We start from the raw sequence: 17,680 nt of genomic DNA on the forward strand, positions 1-17,680 counted from the left end.
GCGTAGGGCGGGTTACGCCAACGCAAACCCGCCCTACGGTTCTACTACGGTCGCCGCGTAGCCCGGATGAGCGAAGGGATATCCGGGGGGAGACCGGCCCCGCATGTCGCTGCGCTCATGCGGGCTACTCGTTGCCATCGCCGCCGCAAAGGGCGATTGACGTAACCGGCATTGCCTCGGCAAGATCGATCGGACGCATCAGGCTCACCGTGAACGGCTGAGATGACCCACCCCGACGAGCTGTCAGCCTACATGATCTTCGGCCGCAGCGATTGGGCGGCCTTGCGCGCCAGCACGTCGCTGACGCTCTCGGACGCCGATCTCGCGGCGTTGCGCGGCTTGAACGAGCCGATCAATTCCGCCGAAGTCAGCGACGTGTATCTGCCGCTGACGCGCTTGTTGAACCTGCATTTCGCGGCGGCGCGCAACCTTGCGCACGTCAAGGCGGAGTTTCTCGGCCGCCCGGCACGCCGTTCGCCCTACATCGTTGCATTGGCCGGCAGCGTCGGCGTCGGCAAGAGCACCTTTGCCCGCGTGCTGTGCGCGCTGCTGGCCCGCTGGGCCGATCATCCGCGGGTCGAGCTGGTGACGACCGACGGCTTCCTGCATGCCAACGGCGTTCTCGAAGAGCGCGGGCTGATGCGGCGCAAGGGTTTTCCCGAGAGCTACGACCTGCCGCGCATGCTGCGATTTCTCGCAGCGGCGAAGGCGGGCGAACGCGAGCTCGAGCTGCCGGTCTATTCGCATCTGATCGGCGATATCGTGCCGTCGGAACGCCAGGTCATCCAGCAGCCGGACATCCTGGTCTTCGAGGGCCTCAACGTGCTGCTGGCGCGCGGCACGGCGCCGGTGGTGGTGTCGGATTTCTTCGACTTCTCGATCTATCTCGATGCCGATGAGGCCGACATCCAGTCCTGGTATGTCGAACGCTTCCTCAGGTTGCAGCCGACAGCGTTCCGGAATCCCGCCTCCTATTTCCACCACTACAGGGACCTGCCGCCGGGTGACGCGCGCGAGGTCGCGGAGCGGCTGTGGCGCGAGCATCATCGCGCCAATCTCAGGGAGAACATCTTGCCGACGCGGACGCGGGCCGACGTCGTGCTGCGCAAGCGCGCCGATCACTCGATCGGCGAGGTCTGGCTGCGCGAGACGTAGAAGTAGCCCGGATGAGCGAAGCGATATCCGGGGAGGCTGATCCCGCATGTTGCGGAGCCCTTCATCGGGCGCGCATTCGTGCGACCCGTTGGCTCATGCGGGCTACAGAACAGTTCCGCTTACCGCAGCTCCTTCCCCAGCTGCGCAAGCACCGTCTCGCAGGTCATCAGATCCAGATGCCCGCCGCCGGCGTTCTTGAAGAAGGTGATGTCGCTATCCGACAGCCGCCCGGCGACCTTGCCGCCGGCGAGATCGTAGTGATCGCCGAGCACGTCGCTCTCGGCGATCGCACCGCTCGCGATCGGTTGCAGGATGTCGCCGACGCCATCGAAGGCGGATTCGCGGCGGTCGACGAAGATGCGCGAACGCCGCGCCGCCTCGTCGTCGGACTCGCGGGTCTCCGGGGTGAAGCCGCCGACCAGATCGAGATGGGTGCCGGGCTTAAGGTTGGCGCCCTTGACCAGCGGCTCGCGCGAGCGGGTGCAGGTGGTGATGATGTCGGCCTCGCGTGTCGCGGCGTCGAGATCGGAGACGGCCTCGGCCGCGATGCCGTCGCCTTCCAGCAGCGCGGCGAGCTCCTGGGCGCGTTCAACTGTCCGGTTCCAGACCCGCACCCGCTTCAGCCGCGGCCGCACGGTGCGGTGGCCGCGCACCAGCCAGCGCGCCATCTCGCCGGCGCCGACCACCAGCAGCGTCTCGGCATCCGGCCGCGCCAGGTGTTTTGCGCCGAGGGCGGAGTCCGCGGCGGTCTTCCAATGGGTGATCTCGGCGGCGTCCATCACCGCGAGCGGACGCCCGTCATTGCCGTCGAACAGCACGCAGACCGCCTGAACCGCCGGCAGCTTGCCGTGGGCGAGGTTGCCGGGAAAGCTGGTGTAGAGCTTGGTCATCATGAAGCGGCCGGCATCGACCGCGCTGCGCGTCACCAGCTGCTGGCCCTTGTCGTCGCCGAGATAGCCGTCGTGCACCGCGATCTTCGGCCGTCGGTGCGCGGCCTCGATCGCCTCGATCAGGACCGGAAAGCTCAGGACGCGGTTGACCTCGCTGTCGTCGACGATATGCACGTGGTATCTCCTCTGGAGCGCCCCTCGCGCTCTCGCCGGATGTCCCCCAAATCTGTGCGGACTGGATAGCGCGTGGGGGCGGCTAGTCAACCGGACATGCACCGCCGGGCGTCCCTTGCTATCCTGCGGACCTGATTCTCTCGCAGGTTTTCGCAAGCCGTGGTTGCATTCATCGTCGCCGTCCTGATCTTCATCCTGCTCGGCGGCGCCGCGCTTGCGACCATGGCGATCCATGCCCGGCTCGCCGATCATCACCGCAGCGACGAGACCAACACCTCGGTACGCCTGGTCGCGACGCTGTTCGTCACCATGCCGTCGCTGTTGCTTGGCCTGATGATGAACAGTGCCGCCAACACCTATGTGGCGGTCGATCGCAATCTGCACGTCTTCGCCACCGACCTCATCCTGCTCGATCGCAGCCTGCGGCCGCTCGGGCCGAGCGCCGAGGAGCCGCGCAAGCGGCTGCTCGCCTATGTCGAGCAGGTGCTCAAGGATGTTCCGATCTCCAGGGCAAGCGCCGTGTCGGAGCGCCTGCTCGACGAGGTCGGCACCAGCCTCCGCGAGCTGCGGTTCGACGACGAGCAGAAGGTGGCGCTGTGGAACGACGCGCGCTCGGTCTATCGGCAGGCGGTGCAGCAGCGCTGGACCTTTGTCGAGCAGTCCGACGGCTCGTTTCCGTCGCCGCTGATCTGCATCCTGGTCGGGTGGCTGACGCTGATGTTCGCCACCCTCGGCTTTCGCGCGCCGCGCAACGCGGTGGTGATTTCGACCACCGTCGCCGCCGCGGCGCTGATCTCGGCCGCGATCTATCTGATCCTTGAAATGAGTACGCCGTTCTCCGGCCCGATCCAGCTCTCCGACCGCCCGCTGGTGCGCGCGGCGGAGGAGATCAGGCGGTAGCACATTCGGTGTTGTAGCCCGGATGAGCCAACGGGTCGCGCGAACGCGCGCCCGATGACAGGCTCCGCGATATCCGGGCGGCTCCCGCATGTCGCTCCGCTCATGCGGGCTACGGGACGGTATCGGCACGCGCCTGCGGCTTTATTCCCCTCGCATTGATCGCCATCCCGAAAATTCTTCGCGCGCCGTCAGCGGAATAGTGCGCGCCCTTCGGCGTCCTTACGCATGCAAGCCATTTGCATTCGAACAGGAGACATCATGAAGACATCGATCTCGCTCGCGCTCGCCACCGCCGTGTCGCTTGCGTTCGCCTCGGCGGCCTTTGCCGCGCCGCCGACCAAGACCGGAACCACCGCGAAGGGCTCGGTCCTCACCGACGCCAAGGGCATGACGCTCTACACCTTCGACAAGGATTCCGAAGGCAAGTCGGCCTGCAACGGCCCGTGCGCGACGAATTGGCCGGTCTTGAAGGCTGACGCCAGCGACAAGGCTGAAGGCGGCTACACCATCATCTCGCGTGACGATGGCTCCAAGCAGTGGGCCTACAAGGGCAAGCCGCTCTATACCTTCGCCAAGGACCAGAAGGCCGGCGACATCACCGGCGACGGTTTCCTGAACGGCGCCTGGCATCTCGCGCAGCCCTGAGGGCTTGCAGGCGGATTGAGCGTAGGCGGGTTAGCGCCAGCGCAACCCGCCATCTCTCCGCACGCGAAACATGCGGCGGGTTAGTTTGAGGCTAACCCACCCGTCGATCGTGCCTGAGGCGACGATCGCGCCTCACGCCCTGCGCTTCAGCGCCATGCCCATGCTGATCCAGCTCACGCCGGCGCAGATCAGGTCGACGCTGAGGAAGATGCCGAGCACGTAGAGGCTCGAGACCGGCCAGCGCGCCAGGATCATGGCGCCGAGCACCAGCGTGATCAGGCCGGAGATCGCGACCATTCCCCACGGCGCTTCCGAGTTCATGCCGAACGCGAGGAAGATGCGGACGATGCCCGACACCACCAGCGCGATGCCGAGGAACAGCGTCAGCGTCGCCGCGGCGAGCAGCGGGTTCTCGAAGGTGATGAAGCCCGCCACGACATAGAGCGCGCCGAGCAGCAGCCAGAACAGGAATTTGCCCCAGGTCTTGAACTGGAACGCGTTGATGATCTCGGCGACGCCGGCGACGATCATCATGGCGCCGACGAACAGCACGCTGACGACGGTGGCGAAGAAGACGCTGCCGAAGGCGAGCACGCCGGCGATCAGGTAGATCACCCCGAGGGCGACGATCCAGCCCCACTTGGCGCGGAGGTTGGAAAGCCCGGATCCGAGGCTGTGAGGAGGTGTGGCGGGTGAGCTGGACGCAGTGGACATCGTATCGCTCCCGAATACTTGATGAAACCATGCTACCATAGGTCAAGGCCCGGACAAGGGCGGGTGCGCAGCTGGCACGAAATGCATGCTGGCACCAAAGGCGCCGCGACACGTTTATTCAATTCGTCCGGCGTGTTGCCGCGCAGCATTCGTCGGTTTTGACGATGGCCGGCCCGCATCGGACGATGGACTGTCCGAACCGCAGCGCAAGCGGTCCGGATCGCGCATCCACAGAGGAGGTCGACATGCCCGCCACGCACGACAAGGATCACGTCTACAAAATCCTGGAACTGGTCGGATCATCGGACAAGAGCATCGAGGCGGCGATCGAGAACGCCGTGAGCCGCGCGTCAAAGACGATCCGGGAAATGAAGTGGTTCGAGGTGGTGCAGACGCGGGGCCATATCGAGGACGGCAAGATCCGGCACTATCAGGTGGCGCTGCGGGTCGGCTTTACGCTGGAGTAGGGCGTTCAGGTCGCTTGCGCCTTGCAGCCTGCAGGATTACTCGGGACCCATGGGTGCGATCGGCATCCGGCTTTCCCTGCGCCCTCTGTCATCAGAGCGGCGAAACGAAATGCAAAACTCGCGCTGCAGAGGCCGCGAGAATGCCGGTGCATGACTCACCGGCCGCGCAACACATTCGCTGTCGTCCCGGCCTAGTGCGCAATAGCGCACGGGGGGCCGGGACCCATAACCACCGAAGGTGATTATTGCGCGACGCTGGGGCCACAGCCTTCCTTGCCAATCCAATCCTGTGGTTATGGGTCCCGGCCTTCGCCGGGACGACGAATGGAAAGTGTCGTGCCCATCACCGTCGCGACAGCGGCGCGGGGGGCGGTGGGGCGGTGGCGCCGGCGGCGAGGGAGCGCTGCACCATCACGGTGTCGGACCAGCGGCCATACCGATAGGCGACACCGGGCAAATGCCCGACGCGGGCGAAGCCGAAGCGGTCGTGCAGCGCGAGCGAGGCGGCGTTGTCGCTGTCGATGTAGCCGATCATCTGGCGGAAGCCGGCGGCGGCGCAGGTGTCGATCAGCTCCTGCAGCAGCCGGCCGCCGACGCGCTGGCCGGTGAAGCGGTGATGCACATAGATCGAATGCTTCACCGTGTAGCGGTAGGCCGGACGCTTGCGGAACAGCACGACATAGGCATAGCCAACCACCTCGCCGTCACAGATTGCGACGAGGTGGGGCAGGCGGGTGTTGCGCAGATTCTTGCGGCGGTCGCGCAGATCGTCGGGCTCCGGCGTGCCGCTGTCGTCGACGCTTTCCTCGACGCCGCGGCGGATATGTTGGCGGTAGATCGACAGCATGGCGTCGACGTCGCTGTCGCGGGAAGGACGGACGGTGATCTTGTGATCATTCTCCATTGTGTTGCGTCCGTTCGCCTATTCGGACACGACATAGGTGTAGAAGCGGACACGGCCGGAGTCGTCGATCTCCTTGTAGATGCCCTGGACCTCGACCTCGAAGCCCGGGAACGCATTGAAGCTCGCCTCGAACATCTTCAGGTAATCGATCATTGGCTTGCTGCGTTCCGACAGCCGCTCGCCGGGCACGATGGTGGCGATGCCGGGCGGGTAGACCACGAACGGCGTCGCGGCGACGCGGCCGAAGATCTGGTCGATCGGCAGATAGTCGACATCGTTGCGGATGAGATATTGTGCGGCCTGGCGCGGCGACATCGCGATCTCGGGCAGGTGCTCGGGCAGGAATTGCCTGGCCTGCAGCGTGCTGACGCCGCCGTCGCGGAAGAAGCGGTGCATGTCGCCGCAGAGGTCGCGCAGCCGCACCCCGGTGTAGCGTTGCGGGCGACGGCGGAAGAATTCGGGGATGACGTCCTCGATCAGCGCGTTGTCGTCGTGCAGCTTCTTGAAGGCGACGAGCCCCGACACCAGTGTGCCGGCCTTGCTGGCCTCGACGCCGGGCGTCAGCAGGAACAGCAGCGAGTTGAGGTCGTTCTTCTCGGCGACGATCTGGTTCTCGCGCAGATATTGCGCCACCACCGGCGCGGGGATGCCGTGATCGGCATAGGCGCCGGTGGCGTGATCGAAGCCCGGCGTCAGCAATGTGAGCTTGTTCGGGTCGGTCATCGCGAAGCCCGCGGTCAGCTCGGGAAAGCCGTGCCAGGTCTCGCCGGGACTGAGCTGCCAGTAGGACGGATTGGTCGCGAGCTGATCGGTCGAGATCGTCTCCCAGGCGACATTGTGCACGCCGTTCTCGCGCGCGACGTCGGGGATCTTCACGCGATCCGGCACGAACGGCTCGAAGAACCAGCGCCGCTCGGGGCGCGTCTCCTTCTCCTCGAACTCGCGCTTCACGGCGCGGATCTTCTTGCGCAGCTCGATGCCGAGCCGGATCGTGTCGTCCCACAAGACTTCGCCGGAGCGGCCCTTCATCATCTGCGCGCCGACATCGAGCGAGGCGAACAGCGGGTAGAACGGCGACGTCGAGGCGTGCTGCATGAAGCTTTCGTTGAAGCGGCGATGCTCGACCCGGCGCTTCTGGCCCTTGATGTGGCGGTCGCGGATGTGGATCTGCGAGGCCTGCGAGAAGCTCGCGAGCTGCTTGTGGGTCGATTGGGTCGCAATGATGCCGGGCGCCTCGGGGCCGAGATCGGACAGTCCCATGGCGAAGCGGCCGGCATAGATCGGGTGGAATTTCATGAAGCCGGCCCAGGCCTCGTCGAACAGGATGTAGTCGCAGAGATGGCCGATCCGCTTGAGGATCATCTCGGCCGAGTGGATGGTGCCGTCATAGGTACACTGCTCGACCACGGCGACCCGGAACGGACGCTCCTTCTTCCAGGCGTTCTCGTCCTTGACCAGCGGGTGCTTGCGGATGTGGTCGCGCAGCGTGCCCTCGTCGAGCAGGTCCCAGCGCATCGGCCCGATCAGGCCCCAGGCGTTGCGCACCGTCGGCACGTAGACCGGGATGCCGCCGCCGATCAAAAGCGCGCCGTGATGCGCGGCCTTGTGGTTGTTGCGGTCGAACAGCACGAGGTCGCCGTCGGTGACCAGCGAGCCGAGCGCGACCTTGTTGGAGGTCGAGGTGCCGTTGAGCACGAAATACGTCTTTTCAGCGCCGAAGATCCGGGCCGCCTCCTTCTGCGCCCGCAGCGCCGGCCCTTCGTGGGTGAGGAGGTCGCCGAGGTCGAGCACGGAATTGTCGAGGTCGTCGCGGAACACCGCTTCGCCAAGGTGTTCGACGAACACCCGTCCGATTGGGCTGCGGCTGTAGAACACGCCGCCATTGTGGCCCGGGCAGGTCCAGAGCTGGTTGCCTTCCTCGGCATAGTCGACCAGGGCGCCGAAGAACGGCGTCTTCAAATTCTCGGCATATTGCTTCAGCCTGGAGATCAGGTTCTTGGCGATGAAGGGCGGGGTTTCCTCGGACAGGAACACGTAGCCGTCGATGAAATCGAGCACCTCGACCGGCAGGTCCTCGAACCGCTTGCGCCGGATCAACAGGATGATCGGGAAGTCGAGGCCGCGCCGGCGCATCAGGTTGATCAGCGCCGCGGTCTTGCCCTCAAGTCCCTTCTTGCCCCAATCGACCACCATGCAGCCGATCGCGGCGTCGGTCTGCACCGCGATCTCGGCATCCTCCAGCTTGCGGGCGCGAACCACCTCGAAGCCGGAGCGCTCGATCTCGGCGATGATCTGGTTGAAGCGGATGCCCTCGAGGTCGTCGGCCTCGAACACCGGCGCAGCGAACAGGAAGTTGAAGCGTTTGAAATAGTCCATGCGTGTCCCCGAACTGGTCCGGCGCTGACGTGTCGGCACAATTCATGACAGGCAGATGACAATGGGGCGGATGGGGGATCGAATACGTTGTTGGGGACGCAATCCCTCACTGCACGGCGTCAGCCCGTGGATATTCGAGCTGCGCGGCGACGAAATCGGCCGTATCACGGCCATAGCGTGTCTCGATCCCGGCAAGCGCCCGGTCGAGCGCCTGCGCGGGCGGCGCGGTGCCGACCGCGGGCAGCAGACGATCTGCGGACCAATCCGGCGCCACGACTTGCGGATAGACGCGCAGGCCGTTGCGGGTCGTGACGACGTCGTCGGTCGCGGCGAAGGTCACGGCATGCGAGCGGTAGGTGCGCGACCAGCTGTCGGCGACCAGCGCCAGCGAGACCTCGTCGACGCCGGGGGCAAGCGCGAGGCCGAGCTGTTCCCGGTTCCAGAACGCCAGCGTGTTCCGGATGGCGGTCAGCGCGAAGGGACGCGTGAACTTGAAGGCGTTGCTGTCATGCCGCGCGTCCCAGCCGGGCAGGCCGATCTCGCGCGCGACGGCCTCAGCCCTGGTACGGCCGGCGATCGCCTCGATCAGGGTCAGCGACATCGGCATCGAGGCCGAAATCCCGGTCGTCGTCGCGACGCCGTGGTCGACCACGATGCGGCGGTCGGCGACATAGCGGATCTCAGGATGTTTGCTGCGCCAGTTCTTCAGGTAAAACCAGTGCGTGGTGGCGCGCCTGCCGTCGAGCAGGCCGGTCGAGGCGAGCACCTTGGCGCCGGCGCAGACGGCGACGATCACGGCGCCTTTCTCCGCCTGCTGCCGGACCCATTGCATGACCGCCGGATCGTCGTCGCGGCTCATCGCCGGCACGATAACGTAGTCGGCGCCGTCGCCATGTGCGGCATCGAATGCGGCGATGGTCGCATCAGGCTCGACCTTCAGCACCGGGAACAGCGCGACTGGACCGGGTCCCGTCGCCAGCGTGACGACATCGGCAACATCGGCGCGCTTGAGGATGCCGTAGGGCATCAGATAGTCGGTGGTCTCGGTCATGTCGTTGATGCCGGGTATCGCGATCAGCGGGCGCGACCGCTTCGGCGGCTTCAGCGCCGCGAGCATCGCGTCGTGCTCTTGCGTCGCGATCGGCGGCGGAACGCGGAACGCCGATGCGGCGGGCAGGGTGAAGAGCCAGATGCCGCCGATGATTGGAACCAGCGCGGCAACGGCGATGCCGCTCCACGCGAGAAGCCGCCAGGTCATGATGATCGATCTCAGAATATCCGCGTGCGTCGCCCGGCACGCAAGCTACTCGCTGGTCACGTCGACCAAAACGGCGAAATTCCCGCAAAAACGGACACGCGAACAACGCGGCTCACAGGCATAGCCCGGACAAGCGACAGCGACATCCGGGGCGGTCCTTCCCCGCATGTCGCTCCGCTCATGCGGGCTACGCGACGCGCTCAGTAGACGAGGTTCGTACCCGGCGGCTTTTCCAGTGCCGCCGCCAGCGTCCGATACTCTTCGCATTCGGTGCCACAGATCTCGGCGATCCGCTGCAGATGATACTGCGCCTGGTCGCGGTTTCCCTGTTCGATCTGCCACAGGCCGTAGTAGTTCCACGTCAGGACGTGGTTCGGATCGGCCTTGAGCGCACGTTCGTACCAGACCTGCGATTGCTTGTAGTCGCCGAGCTTGCGATAGGAGTAGCCAATCAGGTTCGCGACGTTCGGCTGATCATCGCGGCCGAGTGCGTGCAACTGATCGATCGCGGCGGCGTAGTCGTTGCGTTCGTAGATTGTCGCATAGGCTGCGCGATAGCCGTCGCGGAACGCCGGGTCTTCGAAGCCGGACTGCTTGAAGGGCTTCTTGACCTTGTGCGTGGTCTTTCTGTCCTTCTGCTGGGGATAGGACGGCGCGGGAGTGCCGTAGCTCGACCCGTATGGGTCGCCACCACCACCACCGCCGCCACCTCCGCCAGCCGCGACGGCGGTCTGCGGTGGGAACAGAATGATCGGCGCTGTCAGGAATGCCGCAAGCATCATCGGTGACTTGATCATGTACGCCTCCGATTTGACAAGGACAGTTATTGACCTGAAGCACTAACTCCCGATCGCGCGAGACATTCCGCGCGGTTTGAGAAATTGTTTGCCGAAGCGGCAATCGCACTGTCTCTTCGGGACGTCGCGCTTTCACGTGCACGCTGGCTGAGTGTTTCGTTCGCGCCATCGGACATCGGAGTCGAAACTGACATCGGTGTTAGAATCGCACTCAGATGCTCAATGGCCATCTGGACCCGCGGCAAGGAGGACGATCGATGATGAAAACGGACCTCGCCGAGATCTACCGGAACTACATTGCCTGTTTGAATCGCCAGGACTGGCCGCAACTCGGTCAGTTCGTTGACGAGGATGTGTGCCACAACGGCCGGCGGCTCGGGTTATCCGGCTATCGCGCGATGCTGGAAGGGGACTTTCGCGACATCCCGGACCTTCGCTTCAACATCGTTCTGCTGGTGTCGGATGCGTCCAACGTCGCGAGCCGGCTGGCGTTCGACTGTTCGCCGAAGGGCGCGTTCCTCGGTCTCGGCGTCAACGGCAAGCGCGTCTCGTTTGCCGAAAACGTGTTCTATGAATTCCGCGACGGGAAGATCGTGCAGGTCTGGTCGGTGATCGACAAGGTTGCGATCGAGGCCCAGCTGTAGCGGCGGAGCCTGGATGAGCGTGACGCCGCTACTTCCGCTCCGGATGCCAGGCGCCGTCCCAATCGGCCGCCGGCGGATCTTGCCTGAACGCTGCGACGCGCGCCTTCATGGCGATCGACGGGCCGTCGCCGGGCGCCGCCGCCAGCGCCGCGGCGAAGGCTTGCTCGGCGTCATCCCAGCGGCGCTCGCGATAGGCGGCGAGACCATCCGCGTAACGCTGCCGCAACTCGGTCTGCGCCGGCGTCAGTTCGTCCTTCTTGCCGAGGATCTCGAACACCGCGACCGGCTGGGTCTGCCCCATCACCACGAGGCGGTCGATCTCGCGCAGCTCGATGGTTGCGGCGCAGGCCGCGGCGGTGGCCTCCGAGATCAGGCTGCGGCTGCCGTAGAACTTGTTGGCGCCTTCCAGCCGCGAGGCGAGGTTCACGGTGTCGCCGAGCACGGTGTAGCTCATCATGAACTCGGAGCCGATGCTGCCGACCAGGGCCTCGCCGGTGGCGATCCCGATCCGGATGTCGCAATCGGCCGGAATCACGCGGACGCCGAGCAGTTCCGGCAGATCCTTGCGCAGCTGGTTGACCTGGCCGATCATGTCGATGGCGGCAAGCGCGGCCAGATGGGTCTGCTCGGCCTCCTCGACGAAGGGCGCGCCCCAATAGGCCATGATGGCGTCGCCGATATATTTGTCGATGATGCCGCGATGCGCATGGACCGGCGCCGACATCGTCGACAGGTAGAGGTTCATGATCTTGACGAGGCCGCTCGGCGTCACGCCCTCGCTCAGGCTGGTGAAGCCCTTCATGTCGCAGAACATCACCGTCATGACGCGGCGCTGTCCTTCGGTCGCGGCGATCGCGGGCTGTTCGAGCAGGCCCTCGGCGATCCGCGGATTGATGTAGCGGCCAAACGTCTCGCGGATGCGCTGGTTGTGCCGCAGCGTCTCGATCATGCGGTTGAAGGCGGCCGACAGCTGGCCGATCTCGTCCTGGGTCGTGATGGTGATGGCGCCGTCGAGGCGGCCGGCCTCGACCTCGCGGGTGCTTTCGAGCAGGCGCATCACCGGCCGCGTGATGCCGCTGCCGACCAGCATCGCGAACACGAAGCCGAGGATCGCGGCAATGGCGGTCACGACGCCGGAGATGATGATCGCCCGCTGCTGGGCACTCATCACCTTCGCAGCGGCGGAAGCGACCTGCGCCAGCATGTCGGCACGGATGCCCTCGATCCTGGTGTTGAAGTCGTCGCGCAGGGCGTCGGCGCGCAGCGTGGTCGCTTTCGCCGCCGCAAAGTCCTTGGCGTCGATTTGCTCGAGCAGCGTCTTGTTCTCTGCGTTCAGGCGCATCAACAGGTCGTTGACGGCATTGTCGATGCGGTCATCGAGGCGTCCGAGCGCGGCGTTGTCGGATGGCGTCGAGGGATCGGCGATGATCGCATCGATCAGCGTGCGCGCGGCGTCGGCCTCGCGCTTGATCAGGGGCTCGATCTCGTCGAAGGCCTTGCGCGCGCTTTCGTAGCCGGAGTCTTCGCCCGGCGCCTGCATCTTCGCCATCATCATCCGGCGCATGGCGAGCGACCGCTCCAGCGCGCGGATGTTGACGCGGGCGAGGTGGCCATAGGCGGGGATGTAGCGGTTGGTGAGCTCGTCGAGGAGATGGCCGACCTGGCCCGCCATCACCATCGACAGCAGCGAGGTGACCACCGCGAGGATGATGAGTCCCGCGGCAATGCCGACGATCTTCTGCCTGATCGAATTCCGAAACATGCCCAACCCGGCCGCAGCTGCAATGAGCGGGTCCACCCCGCCGTGGCGGCCAGACAGCTAATAGAGTTCCGCGGGGCGGGGTGCAAGCGACCGGCGCCTGCCATCCCGTCCCCAGGCGGGTGCCGGCGGCTAGCGCAGGCCCTCGTAGACCATCAGGCCGCGCGCGATGGCGAGCTTGCGCAGGGTCCGCGGCACGAACCGCTCCTGGGGATGCAGGTAACGCCACGAGGTCAGCACCAGGTCGTGCAGCCGGCCGACGTCGTCCTCGAACGGGGCGAGCAGGCCGGTGAGGCTCGCCGGCATGTGGACGCGGCTCGTGAAGGGCAGCAGCAGCAGCTCGAGATGCGCCTTGGCGCCGCTCTCGGTCGTGGCGGTGATGCCGGCGATGGCCGGCAGGGTCTCTTCGACGACGCAGGTGATGATGTCTTCGATCTCGCCGCGGCTCGCACCGGTGAACAGGGCGGAAAAGCTCCGGTTCTTGAGGTCGCAACCGAGCAGGGCGGAGGTGCGGGTGCCGGCGACGCGGAACGGAAATCGGGTCTCGCCGTCATAGGACAGCACGAAGATGTCGGACAGCAGTTCGCGTACCGCGGACGGCTCGAACTCACTCCGGTCAGGTGCACGTGCGGTGCCGCGCTTCGCATTCCAATATGCGAAGAACTCGCGGCTCGAGCTGTGTTTCATCTAAACCTTGCCCGGCACCTGTCTCGGCGGGACACATCTGTCCCGGTTTTGCTCAGGCGCCTTCCCTTCTCTGTTGTGCAGGGAAGGCTGTGCAGCGTCCATGCCGTGGCCGCGCTTTGGGCGGCTTATCGGCAGCTTTGTGTTGTTAACGTAAATTTAACTATGTCCTTGGCCCCCGCGGAACCAGTGGGTAGGGTCCGCGCGTTCCCGTTCGCGCCGGCTGCCCCAAGCGCCGGCGCCGTTGGTACACAGGTGGCGTCAAACAGTTTGGTCACCGTGCGGGGAGGGTGGGGATTTTCTCCCGATCCCTCCGGGGCACGAGAAAGACCAGCAGACCAGGGAGGGCGTTCTCAGCGCCCTCCCTTTTCTTTTGTCCCGATTCCGCACTGCGCGACACCCGGTGTCCGATTTTGGGATTGTGCACTTGCACAGGGGTGCGAAAGCCGCCTATCTCTGATCCACCGCCGCATCGAGGTCGCCGACCCCTTGGACTCCCATCCCGAATCCCCGCTCGCGCCGCCGCCGGAGGCGCCGCGCGAGCCGATCCTGACCTTGCCGCCGGCGCTCACCGCCTACATCCTCCTGATCGCGGTGATTCATCTGCGGGTGCTGCTGCCGCCGGAGCTGGAGAACTGGACCATCGACGTCTTCGGCTTCATCCCGAAGCGCTACGATTCGACGCTGCTCGACATCACCTTTCCGGGCGGCGAAGGCGCCAAGGTCTGGACCTTCGTCACCTATTCGCTGCTGCACGCCAACCTCACCCATATCGGCTTCAACGTGCTGTGGTTGCTGCCGTTCGGCAGCGCGCTGGCGCGGCGCTTCGGCGCGCTGCGTTTCTTTGTCTTCATGGCGGTGACGGCGGCCGCCGGGGCGCTTGCGCATCTGTTGACCCATGAGCACGCGATCGCGCCGATGATCGGAGCGTCGGCTTCGGTGTCGGGGACGATGGCGGCGGCGATCCGCTTTGCCTTCGTGAAGGGCAGCTTCCTGTCGTTCAGCCGTGGCGATGCCGAGGCGGCGGCCAAGGTGCCTGCGCTGTCGCTGTGGCGGGCGCTGCGCAACGGACGGGTGCTCGCCTTCCTGGCGATATGGTTCGGCGTCAACATCCTGTTCGGCGCCACCTCGCTGTCGCTCGGCGGCGAGGGCGCGAGCGTCGCCTGGCAGGCGCATATCGGCGGCTTCCTCGCCGGACTGCTGCTGTTCTCGTTGTTCGATCCGGTGCCGCGCACGCGGGACGATGCTGCAGATGCGTCGTCGGTGGATCAGTCGGGGCGCGTCTGATCGCCGCTTGCGGCCTGGATCGAATTCCTCCATCATCTTTGTGACGCAGAAACAAAGCGGGCCGACAAATCGAGCCCTGCTACTCGCCGCGCCCCGGAACCGAAATCGGCGCGGAACTGTTGATTGAAGACTCTGGCGAACAGGCTCGGCTCCGCTCAAGCGGGGCGCGAGCGGATTCAGGGAGGCCGACAATGACGGTACGTTCCATTCTCGATGCAAAAGGCCATCAGGTCATGAGCGTCGCGCCCGGCGCGAAGCTCTCGGCCGCGGTCAAGCTGCTCGGCGAGCGTAGGATCGGCGCGGTGCTGGTGATGGAGCAGAGCCGCATGGAGGGCATCCTGTCGGAGCGCGACATCGTGCGCGTGCTCTCTGAGCGCGGCGCGGGCGCGCTGGACGAACCGGTCAGCGCGGTCATGACCAAGAAGGTCGTGAGCTGCCGCGAGTCCGATACGGTCAGCGGCATCATGGAGATGATGACCACGGGGAAATTCCGCCATCTTCCTGTCGTCGAGGACGGCAAGGTGGTCGGGCTGATCTCGATCGGCGACATCGTCAAGCGGCGCGTCGAGGAATATGAGCGCGAGCAGGAGGCGTTGCGCGACTACATCAAGACCGCCTGAGCGCTACTTCCCGGTGCTGCCCGCGCCGCTAGACGGCGGCGCCAGGATGTCGATCGCTTCCTCGATTGCGCTGATGGAGCGTTCGGCGGCGCGTATCCCGTGCGCGATCAGGTCGTCGGCGCGGTGGAAGTCGAACCAGCCGATCTGACCGACCCGCGGCGAGATCAGCATATCAGGCGGATCGCCGGCAAGGCGTGCGCGGGTGATGCGGTCCTGCATGATGTTGAAGGCGTCGACCATGACGCTCGAGATGCCGGGCCGGCTGGCGCTGCCGAAAAACTCCCGCTTCACGGTACGTTCGGCGGAGAAGAAGCGGCCAAACCGGCGCTTCGGCGGCTCCGGCTCAAGTTCGGCCTCGGCGGTCACCGCAACCGTCACCTCCGGCGCGGCGGACGGGCCGTGATTGTAGATCGTGGTCGAGTGCGCGAACACGTCGCTGGAGAGGTTCGCCGCAATGACGATCTCGGCGCCGAGCGCGCGCGCGGCCGAGACCGGCACCGGATTGACCAGCGCGCCGTCGACCAACCAGCGGTCGCCGATCAGGACCGGCGCGAAGATGCCGGGCAGGGCGTAGGAGGCGCGCATGGCGTCGACGACGCGACCCTGGGTCAGCCAGATCTCGTGCCCGGTGCGCACTTCGGTGGCGACGCTGGCGAACTTGACCGTGAGGTCCTCGATCATGACCTGGCCCAACGCAGCCTCGATCTCGGCGGCCAGCTTGGCGCCGCGGATCAGGCCGGAGCCGTTGAGGCGGATGTCGAGGTAGCCGAGCACGCTGCGCGGCTGCAGGCCGCGCGCCCATTGCTCCAGCGTCTCGATATGGCCGGCCGCATAGGCGCCACCGACCACGGAGCCGATCGAGGTGCCGACCACCACATTGGGGACGATGCCGTGGGCCAGCAGGGTCTTGATGATGCCGATATGGGCAAAGCCGCGCGCGGCGCCGCCGCCGAGCGCAAGCCCGATGACCGGCCGGCGAACCGTTCCCAGGCCTACCTTGTCGGGGCCGTCGGAGCTCTTGTGGCCTCGGCCCATCCAGCTATCCAACACGACAAATCTCCTGCCAGCGCGAGACTAGGCTGCGCAGCATGGCTGCGCCAGCGTCGTCCGTCTTCATGGTTAGTCCCACAGGCACGATTCATGCCCCGGGTAGTCCGCGGTAGGCAGGGAATGTGACTGGACCGCGACGATAGGGCTAACATCGGCTTGATCGCGCGGTTCCAAATGGCGGGCACCGCCCACCCGGACTGTGACAAAGCCTTGGACGCCCCCTGGATCCCCTTGGACGAAGGCTTGAATTTGCCGCGTTTTCGTTGAAAAGCATGATGATGACTTCGAGGGGCAACGGCATCGGCGGATGCGGACGGGGCATGCGGCTCCTTCCGCTGTTGACGCTTGCGGCATTTTTGCTCGCCCTGATCCCCGGTTCCGTATCTGCACAGTTCTTCAGCGACCGGCCGCCGCCGATTCCGCCCGCCTCGGTCCCGGAGGTGCCGTCCGGTCCGGCGCTCAACCTGGCGCCGCCATCGGGCGGCGGTTCAGGGCCCGTTCTGCCTGGTCCGCTGAACCAGCCGACCATCGTCCAGCCCTCGATTGCGACCGTGCCGCCGGTGGTAGCAGCGCCGCCGGCCGGGTCGCCGGCCGCGGGGCAGGCGGTGCTGTCGCTGACGGCGCGGTACGGCAAGGACCTGCCGGTCATCAATGCCGGGCTGGTGTGGCGGGTGTTCGCCGACAAACCTGACGACAACGGCACCTACAAGCTGGTCCGCGAAGAGCGCGGGGCGACGCCCAACGTGGTACTGCCGCCCGGCAACTATGTCGTCCATGTCGCGCTCGGCCTCGTCAGCGCGGTGCGCGCCGTCAGCCTGAAGTCGGAGACCGACCGCGAGTCCTTCGTGCTGCCGGCCGGGGGCCTGCGGATCGAGGGTCGGGTCGGCAGCAGCAAGATCCCCGCCAACCAGATCTCGTTTGCGATCTACAAGGGCAGCCAGTTCGACGGTTCGGACCGTGGACCGATGGTGCCGAACGTTGCCGCCGGCGACGTCGCGCTGCTGCCCGAGGGCACCTACTACATCGTCTCCAACTATGGCGACGCCAACTCGGTGGTGCGCTCCGACATTCGCGTCGGGGCGGGCAAGCTGACCGACGTCACCGTCACCCATCGCGCCGCCGTCATCACCCTCAAGCTGGTCAGCGAGCGGGGCGGCGAGGCGCTTGCCAACACCGCCTGGTCGGTGATCACGCCGGGCGGCGACGTGATCAAGGAATCGATCGGCGCGTTCCCGCGTGTCGTGCTCTCCGAGGGCGAGTATCGCGCGATCGCCAAGAACGAAGGCAAGGTGTTCGAGCGCCCCTTCAATGTCGTCAACGGTGTCGATGGCGAAGTCGAGGTCGTGGCGCGCTGAC

General features: G+C 65.8%; 17 protein-coding genes. 8 read left to right on the forward strand and 9 right to left on the reverse strand.

Annotated elements, in window-relative coordinates; genetic code table 11:
- Nucleotides 1-222 precede the first annotated feature (222 nt).
- Nucleotides 223-1,155, forward strand: coding sequence for a type I pantothenate kinase (gene coaA, locus J2R76_RS02935; RefSeq protein WP_076831663.1), 933 nt, complete (start codon nucleotides 223-225; stop codon nucleotides 1,153-1,155).
- A 119-nt stretch (nucleotides 1,156-1,274) separates the two neighbouring features.
- Here the strand turns inward: coaA and J2R76_RS02940 are convergent, their stop codons facing one another.
- Nucleotides 1,275-2,219, reverse strand: coding sequence for an ornithine cyclodeaminase family protein (locus J2R76_RS02940; protein ID WP_076831661.1), 945 nt, complete (start codon nucleotides 2,217-2,219; stop codon nucleotides 1,275-1,277).
- A gap of 159 nt (nucleotides 2,220-2,378) precedes the next feature.
- Here J2R76_RS02940 and J2R76_RS02945 point away from each other — a divergent pair, with 159 nt between their 5' ends.
- Entirely contained in the window at nucleotides 2,379-3,119 is a 741-nt protein-coding gene (locus J2R76_RS02945) for a DUF4239 domain-containing protein (protein ID WP_076831658.1), read from the forward strand.
- 258 nt (nucleotides 3,120-3,377) lie between these two features.
- On the forward strand, nucleotides 3,378-3,764 hold the full coding sequence (locus J2R76_RS02950) for a hypothetical protein (protein ID WP_210262721.1): 387 nt from the start codon (nucleotides 3,378-3,380) through the stop codon (nucleotides 3,762-3,764).
- A 132-nt stretch (nucleotides 3,765-3,896) separates the two neighbouring features.
- Here J2R76_RS02950 and J2R76_RS02955 read toward each other — a convergent pair whose 3' ends face one another.
- Nucleotides 3,897-4,478 (reverse strand): HdeD family acid-resistance protein, encoded by a 582-nt coding sequence (locus J2R76_RS02955; RefSeq protein WP_057017581.1) that lies wholly within the window; start codon nucleotides 4,476-4,478, stop codon nucleotides 3,897-3,899.
- Between the two features lie 245 nt (nucleotides 4,479-4,723).
- Between J2R76_RS02955 and J2R76_RS02960 the strand changes: the two genes are divergently transcribed.
- Nucleotides 4,724-4,945, forward strand: a complete 222-nt coding sequence (locus J2R76_RS02960) for a dodecin (RefSeq protein ID WP_026192947.1) — start codon at nucleotides 4,724-4,726, stop codon at nucleotides 4,943-4,945.
- Nucleotides 4,946-5,288: 343 nt separating this feature from the next.
- Here the strand turns inward: J2R76_RS02960 and J2R76_RS02965 are convergent, their stop codons facing one another.
- The 4 genes from J2R76_RS02965 to J2R76_RS02980 form a co-directional block, all read right to left on the reverse strand.
- The gene (locus J2R76_RS02965) at nucleotides 5,289-5,849 is read right to left on the reverse strand and encodes a GNAT family N-acetyltransferase (RefSeq protein WP_076831652.1); all 561 of its coding nucleotides are present in this window, start codon (nucleotides 5,847-5,849) and stop codon (nucleotides 5,289-5,291) included.
- Nucleotides 5,850-5,867: 18 nt separating this feature from the next.
- On the reverse strand, nucleotides 5,868-8,225 hold the full coding sequence (locus tag J2R76_RS02970) for an Orn/Lys/Arg decarboxylase N-terminal domain-containing protein (protein ID WP_076831649.1): 2,358 nt from the start codon (nucleotides 8,223-8,225) through the stop codon (nucleotides 5,868-5,870).
- Between the two features lie 106 nt (nucleotides 8,226-8,331).
- Nucleotides 8,332-9,483, reverse strand: coding sequence for a DJ-1/PfpI family protein (locus tag J2R76_RS02975; RefSeq protein WP_076831647.1), 1,152 nt, complete (start codon nucleotides 9,481-9,483; stop codon nucleotides 8,332-8,334).
- Between the two features lie 200 nt (nucleotides 9,484-9,683).
- Nucleotides 9,684-10,280 carry a lipopolysaccharide assembly protein LapB gene (locus J2R76_RS02980; protein ID WP_076831644.1) on the reverse strand — a complete coding sequence of 199 codons (597 nt, stop codon included), beginning with the start codon at nucleotides 10,278-10,280 and terminating at the stop codon, nucleotides 9,684-9,686.
- Nucleotides 10,281-10,537: 257 nt separating this feature from the next.
- On the opposite strand from J2R76_RS02980, the gene J2R76_RS02985 reads away from it, so the two are divergent.
- Nucleotides 10,538-10,924: an ester cyclase gene (locus J2R76_RS02985; RefSeq protein WP_076831641.1), complete on the forward strand. Its 387-nt coding sequence runs from the start codon at nucleotides 10,538-10,540 to the stop codon at nucleotides 10,922-10,924.
- A gap of 28 nt (nucleotides 10,925-10,952) precedes the next feature.
- Here the strand turns inward: J2R76_RS02985 and J2R76_RS02990 are convergent, their stop codons facing one another.
- Together J2R76_RS02990 and J2R76_RS02995 are read right to left on the reverse strand one after the other, a co-directional pair.
- Nucleotides 10,953-12,686, reverse strand: a complete 1,734-nt coding sequence (locus J2R76_RS02990) for an adenylate/guanylate cyclase domain-containing protein (RefSeq protein ID WP_076831638.1) — start codon at nucleotides 12,684-12,686, stop codon at nucleotides 10,953-10,955.
- A gap of 129 nt (nucleotides 12,687-12,815) precedes the next feature.
- Entirely contained in the window at nucleotides 12,816-13,370 is a 555-nt protein-coding gene (locus tag J2R76_RS02995; RefSeq protein ID WP_057019672.1) for a PAS domain-containing protein, read from the reverse strand.
- Between the two features lie 486 nt (nucleotides 13,371-13,856).
- Between J2R76_RS02995 and J2R76_RS03000 the strand changes: the two genes are divergently transcribed.
- Nucleotides 13,857-14,654: a rhomboid family intramembrane serine protease gene (locus J2R76_RS03000; RefSeq protein ID WP_057019671.1), complete on the forward strand. Its 798-nt coding sequence runs from the start codon at nucleotides 13,857-13,859 to the stop codon at nucleotides 14,652-14,654.
- 191 nt (nucleotides 14,655-14,845) lie between these two features.
- The gene (locus J2R76_RS03005) at nucleotides 14,846-15,274 is read left to right on the forward strand and encodes a CBS domain-containing protein (RefSeq protein WP_057019670.1); all 429 of its coding nucleotides are present in this window, start codon (nucleotides 14,846-14,848) and stop codon (nucleotides 15,272-15,274) included.
- 3 nt (nucleotides 15,275-15,277) lie between these two features.
- Here J2R76_RS03005 and J2R76_RS03010 read toward each other — a convergent pair whose 3' ends face one another.
- A complete protein-coding gene (locus J2R76_RS03010) occupies nucleotides 15,278-16,324 on the reverse strand; it encodes a patatin-like phospholipase family protein (protein ID WP_057019669.1) in 1,047 nt (348 codons plus the stop codon).
- Nucleotides 16,325-16,602: 278 nt separating this feature from the next.
- Here J2R76_RS03010 and J2R76_RS03015 point away from each other — a divergent pair, with 278 nt between their 5' ends.
- The gene (locus J2R76_RS03015; RefSeq protein ID WP_028342693.1) at nucleotides 16,603-17,679 is read left to right on the forward strand and encodes a hypothetical protein; all 1,077 of its coding nucleotides are present in this window, start codon (nucleotides 16,603-16,605) and stop codon (nucleotides 17,677-17,679) included.
- The last annotated feature ends 1 nt before the right edge of the window (nucleotide 17,680 follow it).

The organism is Bradyrhizobium sp. USDA 4532 (assembly GCF_024171315.1).
Lineage (GTDB): Bacteria > Pseudomonadota > Alphaproteobacteria > Rhizobiales > Xanthobacteraceae > Bradyrhizobium > Bradyrhizobium australafricanum.

Coding starts and splice junctions, on each gene's coding strand:
- coaA (WP_076831663.1), top strand. CDS start 223: ATGACCCACCCCGACGAGCTGTCAGCCTACATGATCTTCGGCCGCAGC.
- J2R76_RS02950 (WP_210262721.1), top strand. CDS start 3,378: ATGAAGACATCGATCTCGCTCGCGCTCGCCACCGCCGTGTCGCTTGCG.
- J2R76_RS02955 (WP_057017581.1), bottom strand. CDS start 4,478: ATGTCCACTGCGTCCAGCTCACCCGCCACACCTCCTCACAGCCTCGGA.
- J2R76_RS02960 (WP_026192947.1), top strand. CDS start 4,724: ATGCCCGCCACGCACGACAAGGATCACGTCTACAAAATCCTGGAACTG.
- J2R76_RS02965 (WP_076831652.1), bottom strand. CDS start 5,849: ATGGAGAATGATCACAAGATCACCGTCCGTCCTTCCCGCGACAGCGAC.
- J2R76_RS02970 (WP_076831649.1), bottom strand. CDS start 8,225: ATGGACTATTTCAAACGCTTCAACTTCCTGTTCGCTGCGCCGGTGTTC.
- J2R76_RS02975 (WP_076831647.1), bottom strand. CDS start 9,483: ATGACCTGGCGGCTTCTCGCGTGGAGCGGCATCGCCGTTGCCGCGCTG.
- J2R76_RS02980 (WP_076831644.1), bottom strand. CDS start 10,280: ATGATCAAGTCACCGATGATGCTTGCGGCATTCCTGACAGCGCCGATC.
- J2R76_RS02985 (WP_076831641.1), top strand. CDS start 10,538: ATGATGAAAACGGACCTCGCCGAGATCTACCGGAACTACATTGCCTGT.
- J2R76_RS02990 (WP_076831638.1), bottom strand. CDS start 12,686: ATGTTTCGGAATTCGATCAGGCAGAAGATCGTCGGCATTGCCGCGGGA.
- J2R76_RS02995 (WP_057019672.1), bottom strand. CDS start 13,370: ATGAAACACAGCTCGAGCCGCGAGTTCTTCGCATATTGGAATGCGAAG.
- J2R76_RS03005 (WP_057019670.1), top strand. CDS start 14,846: ATGACGGTACGTTCCATTCTCGATGCAAAAGGCCATCAGGTCATGAGC.
- J2R76_RS03015 (WP_028342693.1), top strand. CDS start 16,603: ATGACTTCGAGGGGCAACGGCATCGGCGGATGCGGACGGGGCATGCGG.